Annotated in this window: 5 protein-coding genes; 3 read left to right on the top strand and 2 right to left on the bottom strand. The window is 53.6% G+C overall.

Annotated elements, in window-relative coordinates; translation table 11 throughout:
- The first annotated feature begins 150 nt into the window (after positions 1–150).
- Entirely contained in the window at positions 151–1,164 is a 1,014-nt protein-coding gene (thiL, locus tag AC0QH1_RS11090; RefSeq protein WP_324631159.1) for a thiamine-phosphate kinase, read from the top strand.
- A gap of 72 nt (positions 1,165–1,236) precedes the next feature.
- On the opposite strand, the gene AC0QH1_RS11085 is transcribed toward thiL, so the two are convergent.
- Both AC0QH1_RS11085 and nadD read right to left on the bottom strand, forming a co-directional pair.
- Positions 1,237–2,253, bottom strand: a complete 1,017-nt coding sequence (locus AC0QH1_RS11085) for a type I glyceraldehyde-3-phosphate dehydrogenase (protein WP_324631158.1) — start codon at positions 2,251–2,253, stop codon at positions 1,237–1,239.
- A gap of 114 nt (positions 2,254–2,367) precedes the next feature.
- Entirely contained in the window at positions 2,368–3,123 is a 756-nt protein-coding gene (nadD, locus tag AC0QH1_RS11080) for a nicotinate (nicotinamide) nucleotide adenylyltransferase (RefSeq protein WP_324631157.1), read from the bottom strand.
- Positions 3,124–3,659: 536 nt separating this feature from the next.
- Here nadD and murC point away from each other — a divergent pair.
- Both murC and murB read left to right on the top strand, forming a co-directional pair.
- On the top strand, positions 3,660–5,225 hold the full coding sequence (murC, locus tag AC0QH1_RS11075; RefSeq protein WP_324631156.1) for a UDP-N-acetylmuramate--L-alanine ligase: 1,566 nt from the start codon (positions 3,660–3,662) through the stop codon (positions 5,223–5,225).
- Positions 5,226–5,335: 110 nt separating this feature from the next.
- Entirely contained in the window at positions 5,336–6,334 is a 999-nt protein-coding gene (murB, locus tag AC0QH1_RS11070) for a UDP-N-acetylmuramate dehydrogenase (RefSeq protein ID WP_442957304.1), read from the top strand.
- Positions 6,335–6,694: the final 360 nt, after the last annotated feature.

Here is a 6,694-nt window from a genome sequence, read left to right as displayed (position 1 = left end):
ACCTACAGTTTCTAGCAGTGATGTTTTGTCAAACTGTTGTCTGTGTAAGGGGGGAGAACTCCTCCCTACGCATAAATTACGAGGGTTTCCGTTCTCCCCCTTACCAACCCTAATTTATGATGAAGGCGAAAGGGAAGCGAGAGGTTGCGCGTGCAAGAAGAATCATCCAGGCGGGTGCGAGAGGTTGGGGAACAAGGAGTGCTGAAAATCCTGCAAGGATTTTGTCCCGCAGAGCTGGTGGGGGATGATGCGGCGGCGATCGCCGCGCCGCCGGAAAAAGGGGGTTTGTTGGTGGTGACCACTGACATGTTGGTAGAGGGGGTGCATTTTAGCGATCGCACCACCTCGGGGCGGGATGCAGGTTGGCGAGCCACTGCCGCCAATTTATCGGATTTAGCCGCAATGGGCGCGTCATCGGAAGCCATTACCGTAGCGTTAGGCGTCACCGGAGACACAGCGGTGAGCTGGCTCGAAGAGCTTTATGCCGGGATATCCAGTTGTCTGGAAGAATACCACACGGTACTGGCCGGCGGTGATATTTGTCGGGCCTCGGTGAATGCGATTGCCATTACGGCATTGGGGTGGGTGCAGCCCGAGAAAAAGATAGTCAGACAAGCCGCACAACCCGGGGATGCGATCGTGGTCAGCGGGTTTCACGGAGCCTCCCGGGCGGGGTTAGAGGTACTGCTGCATCCAGAGTGCGGGAGAGAACTGCAAAGCAGCGATCGCGAAGTCTTGGTCAAAGCGCACCAACGACCCAAACCGCGACTGGACGCGATCCCCATCCTGTGGCAGGTGATGGAGTCCGAGCGCACCGTTGCGGGAATGGATAGCAGCGATGGTTTAGCCGATGCGGTTTTGCAGATTGGGCGAGCCAGCGGTGTGGGAGCCATTCTCGATCGCCAGCAGATTCCGATTCCGGCAAGCGTCACGCAAATGGTGGGGGAGGACAAAGCCCTAGAGTGGGCGTTGTACGGTGGCGAAGATTTTGAACTGGTGCTGTGCCTGCCATTAAACGCCGCCGAACAATTGGTGGAAAGACTGGGCAATGGGGCGGCGATCGTGGGACGAATAACAAAACGCACCAGTGTCTGTTTGGTAGACAGCACTGGTGCGAATCCTGACGAGGTGCTTACCCTGGAACGGGGTTTTCAGCATTTTTAAAATCACTTTAACGGTTGGATTTTGAGGGTTAAACGAGTCCACTCAAAACTCAACCCTCCGGTGAACGTGGTTTTATGCCACCCAATTTTGAGCCACGAGTTCAGCGAGATCCACAACCCGCTGACTGTAACCCCATTCGTTATCGTACCAAGCGACGACCTTAACTAAATCGCCATCCATCACCATCGTCAGGCTGGCATCCACAATGGAAGAGGCGTCATGGCCTTTGTAGTCCGTGGAGACCAACGGCAGATCGCTGTACTCCAGAATGCCTTTCATCGAACCGTTAGCCGCCTCATGTAAGACTTCGTTAACCTGCTCGGCGAAGGTCTGTTTTTCCACCTGAGCCACCAAATCTACCACGGAAACGTTGGGGGTGGGTACGCGCATTGCGATGCCATTGAGCTTGCCGGCCATTTCTGGAATTACCAGAGCCACTGCTTTAGCCGCCCCGGTAGAAGTGGGAACGATATTGATGGCAGCAGCGCGGGCACGACGCACATCCCGGTGGCTCGCATCGAGCAGACGTTGGTCGCCCGTGTAGCTGTGGGTGGTGGTCATGGTGCCTTTGATGATGCCAAAGTTGTCGTGCAGCACTTTGACGACCGGTGCTAAGCAGTTGGTGGTACAGCTTGCATTACTGACCACTGCAAAATCTTCATGCTTGTACTGGTCATGGTTGACGCCGACGACAAAGGTGCCGATTTTGCCACCTTTTCCGGGGGCGGTAATCAGCGCTTTTTTCGCACCGGCTTGCAGGTGCTTGCTTGCTCCTTCTTCTGTGACGAAGACACCGGTTGATTCGATCGCTAAATCAATTCCCCAGGCAGACCAGGGCAAGTTTAATGGATTGCGATCGGAGACACATTTAATGGTTTTGCCGTTGACGGTAATGGAGTTTTCATCAGCACTAATGTCGGCATCCAACGTCCCGAGCATGGAATCATATTTCAGCAGGTGCGCGTTGGTTGCTGGGTCAGAGGTGTCGTTAACGCCGACAATCTCGAGCTGGCTGTTGGATCTGGTTAACCAGCAGCGCAAGAAATTGCGTCCGATGCGTCCAAAACCGTTAATCGCTACTCTAATCACTGCGTCTTGCCCCTTTATCTAATCAAAAAATGCCTAGTGTAATGAACCCAATCATATCGCAAAGCTGGTCCAATTCGATCCTCTGATTTCAAGTCTGGGGATCTGGTTGGAGCGTTAAGGGCACGATTGGAATGGGTTGTCATAAAGCTTGTGCATGGAAATATAAGTCCTCACGGGTTCGGGAACCCAGTTTCGGATTCTGCTGCAAGTGCCCCAGTTGCGGCGAATTACAGTTGAAGATACTGCAATCGGGTTCGATTGTAAAATCGAATAGCGCAGGTTGAGGTTGCGTTGGGCAAATTGGCGAGCTACGCGATCGCAAATCATGTGGGTTTGCGCCAGAATAAAATTCTGGCTTGGGTTGTTTGGCACCATCCCTAGGGTGGATAAATCTGGAGTTGCACCCTTCTGGTAATCTAGGGATGCCGAATGGGGCGAATTTACGAGGGTTTCGGTGGAGGAAGATTGGGGGCGGGGAGCCACTACCCAGTGACAAGCGGCAGCCAGTTGGTCGGATTTGTACCATTTGGGCAGGTGTTGAAAAGCGTCTGCGCCGATCGTCCAATACCACTGGTTATGGGGGTAGAGTTGTTGGAGTGCGGTGAAAGTGGCGATCGCATAGGAGGTTTGCTGACGATCGCCTAGGGGGGGTGCCAGGAGAAATTGCGGATAAGGGGCGATCGCCCGCCGTACCATTTCTCGTCGGTGTTCGATCTCCACCCCGCCGCGCTTGGCTTTTTGCGGAGGCGTGGGATCCGGCACCCAGATTGCCAGATCCAAGGCTTCCTGTTTTAATGCTGCATCGGCGATTTGTACATGTCCCCAGTGAATCGGATCGAAGGTACCGCCGACGATCGCTATTTTTTCCATTTCTGGATCTCCATCCTTGGGAGCGGACCATTGGCTTGTACGTTTTGACCACAGGGGTGAGGATGCTCTGTGAATGTGACTGTCACCACTAGGCTGGGATCTCTTTCTGAGCAAAACGGGTTTACCCTGTTCCCCCGTTTTGGGGTTTTACTTGTCTTTTTTCCGGAAATTGGCGTAAAACTAATGGAGCCACAGGTGCTATCGTCTTCTGGTGCAGGTGTCAGTGCGGCGATCGCCCTTGGGGCTTGATGGCCATCATAACTTAAGTTATCGGAACTTGGCTCACTTATCTCCGATTTTCCCTAGCCGTCGTGCATTTTTTGAGAGAATCGGTGATGCGAGTCACACCGCTAACGGTCTAAGGTTAGAAAAATTATCAGGAGAAGACTTTACCCTCGGTGTATTTCCAACTAAAATCTCGAAAGTTTCCACCCCTGGCACAGAAGAAAAATTCCCCCTTTGAGTGGAGCGTACAAAAAAAATCTTGATATGATATCGCGTGTTATTGGCGTGGTGTGGTGTGTAAGGAGCTTGCAATGGAAAATTCAATCGATCTAAGCGGCCAACCTTTCCATTTCATCGGAATAGGTGGAATCGGAATGTCAGCCCTTGCCTACATTCTAGCAAAGCGTCAGGTGCCAGTGTATGGCTCGGATATTCACTCGAGCCATATAACCGAGCGTCTACAAGACAATGGCGCTCATATCTTTTGGCGTCAAGACGCTAACAATCTGGAGTTTTTCCGGCAAACCCTGGCCTCAGGCGAGGAAGCGGAATTACCCACTGCGCTCAACAAAAATGGAAAACATGGCTTGAGTGCCGTGACCCCGCAAACGGTTAAATCTGCCGAGTCGGTGACTTTACCCGCGTCGCATTTACCGCAAGTGATCTGTTCTACGGCGATCGATCCAGCGAATAGCGAGTATCGAGCAGCCCTAGAATTAGGCTGCCCGGTGTTTCATCGCTCGGAATTGCTGGCGGCCCTGATTTCGGAATACCAGAGCATTGCGGTGGCAGGGACTCACGGGAAAACCACCACCAGTTCGATGATGGCCTATATGCTGCTGGAGGCCCGGTTGGATCCGACGATTGTGGTGGGGGGTGAGGTAAAAGCCTGGGAAGGCAATGCGCGCTTGGGAGATGGACCGTATTTAGTGGCGGAAGCGGACGAATCCGACGGATCCCTGGCGAAGCTATCCGCCTATATCGGGGTGGTGACCAATATCGAACTGGATCATCCCGACCACTATCAAAACCTCGACGAGGTGGTGGATATCTTTAAAGTGTTTAAAAAGCGCTGTCAGCATTTGGTGGGCTGCATTGACTGCGAGACGGTTTCGCGCACCCTCCAACCGGACATCTCTTACAGTCTCGATATCGATTCGGACGCGGATTATCGGGTGGATTGCGTCGCCTATCGCCCGGATAGTACCACCGCGAGAGTCTGGGAAGGGGAAGAAATTCTCGGCCAGCTTTCTTTGCCCCTGTTGGGTCAGCACAACCTGAGTAATGCCCTGGCTGTGGTGGCAGTGGGACGGTTGTTGGGCTTGGAGTTTTCTCAAATTGCCAGCGCGATCGCCACTTTTGAGGGTGCCCGTCGCCGCTTTGAATGTCGCGGTGAATATAATGGCATTCAATTTGTGGATGATTATGCCCATCACCCCAGTGAAATCCGCGCTACCCTGAAAGCCGCCAGTTTGGTGTTGCCGTCAACCTCCTCGCCAACCAGTGGCAAGCAACGAGTGGTGGCGGTGTTTCAACCCCACCGCTACAGCCGCACGAAAGCATTTTTGTCAGAATTTGCCGAGGCGTTTAGCGATGCCGATTTGGTGGTGGTCACGGACATTTACAGTGCCGGCGAACCAAACTTAGCTAAAATTAGCGGTCAACAAGTGGCCGACTCGATCGCCCAATTCCACCCTCAGGTCTATTACCAAGGCTCTCTGGAACAGGTCTCGGAGTTTCTCAACTTAAACTTACTTCCCGGAGATTTGGTGCTGTTTCTCGGGGCGGGGAATTTGAATCAAATTATCCCCGAGGTGATGGCATTTCATCAGCTCTCGGAACAACATCGTTTGGAGCGATCGCGCTATCGCGCCTAAGCGTACCCCGCCGAGGCGGGGTATGTCTGAAGTTGCGTTGCTGCCATCCATCTCCACCAGATTGACGCTTTCGGCGTAGGTCTATCCGCATTCGACCCCCCTGGATTATTATGACTCTGCCCTCCGATGCACTCAGCGTAAACATGCAAGCTGCAAACCCACCCGTTCCCCGAAACTCCCTCGGGAAAGCCAACTCTTCTCAGTGTCGTTCCATCACCGTGCCAGACATACCTTGTCAGATTAAACCCCAGGTTTCACTCGCTTCGTTTACTTCGTTTCGAGTGGGAGGCCCTGCCGAATGGTACGTTGCACCTCGACGGATCGAGGAACTGCAAGCGAGTCTGGAGTGGGCGAACTCTGAAGGTTTGCCGATTACCATCGTGGGGGGCGGCTCGAATTTATTGGTGAGCGATCGCGGCATTCCAGGTCTGGCGATCGGCACTCGTCACCTGCGATTTACCCACTTCGATGCGGAAACCGGACAACTGAGTGTGGCTGCCGGCCAATCTCTCCCTCGTCTGGCTTGGCGCGCCGCTCAAATGGGGTGGTCTGGTCTGGAGTGGGCGGTGGGCATCCCAGGCACGGTTGGCGGGGCTGTGGTGATGAATGCAGGTGCCCACAACGCTTGTACTGCGGATATCTTGGTCACTGCTCAGGTTCTCGAACCCAACGGTCGCTTGAGTCTGCTCACACCTGAAGATTTGGGCTATCGCTATCGCACCTCGGTGCTTCAAGGGGGCGATCGCTTGGTGACTCAGGCCACTTTTCAACTCCAACCCGGTGGCGATCCCGCGCAGATCCAAGCCACAACCTCCAAACAGCTCGAAATGCGAAAGTCCACCCAACCCTATCACTTGCCAAGCTGTGGTAGCGTCTTCCGCAACCCTTCGCAGGATTTGAAGGCAGGATGGTTAATCGAACAAACCGGTCTGAAAGGATACCAAATTGGCGGTGCCCAAGTGGCCGAACGTCACGCTAATTTTATTCTAAATTGCGGCGGGGCAACCGCTCGAGATATTTTTCAGCTCATCGAGCACGTCCAACAGCAAGTGGAACAGCGCTGGTCCGTGCGCTTAGAGCCAGAAGTCCGTACCCTCGGCGAGTTTTAAGGGCGATCGCTTCTTCCCCCAAAAAAACCGCCCCCTCTGCGCGATCCGCACCGATTTTCCACTTCTCCCTCGGCCTGCAATGGCAGATCTCAATCAGTGCGTGGTATTATTTTTTATGGTAACTCCCATCGGTGCCCCAATTCTTCCCCTGGGGAACGTGAAACTGGCCGCTCGATTGTCTTCCGATGTAAAAATCAAAGTACGGTTCTTCAGAGGTCAGCACCCCGCTCTAAAGAGACGGGGCTTCTAGCCCCTGACTTTAGGTAGCTGACCAGCCTAAGCTCTACGAGGGCTACGTTCAGAGCAAGAGTTAAAGACCTACCTTGAGGTGCGTGCCAGCTTCAAGCTCTAGAACCGAAT

This window comes from Phormidium sp. CCY1219 (assembly GCF_055795085.1).
This window is presented reverse-complemented; position numbering and strand designations above follow the sequence as displayed.

Excerpts from the sequence above, each read along its gene's own strand:
- nadD (WP_324631157.1), bottom strand. The coding sequence starts at position 3,123 with ATGGAAAAAATAGCGATCGTCGGCGGTACCTTCGATCCGATTCACTGG.
- murC (WP_324631156.1), top strand. The coding sequence starts at position 3,660 with ATGGAAAATTCAATCGATCTAAGCGGCCAACCTTTCCATTTCATCGGA.
- murB (WP_442957304.1), top strand. The coding sequence starts at position 5,336 with ATGACTCTGCCCTCCGATGCACTCAGCGTAAACATGCAAGCTGCAAAC.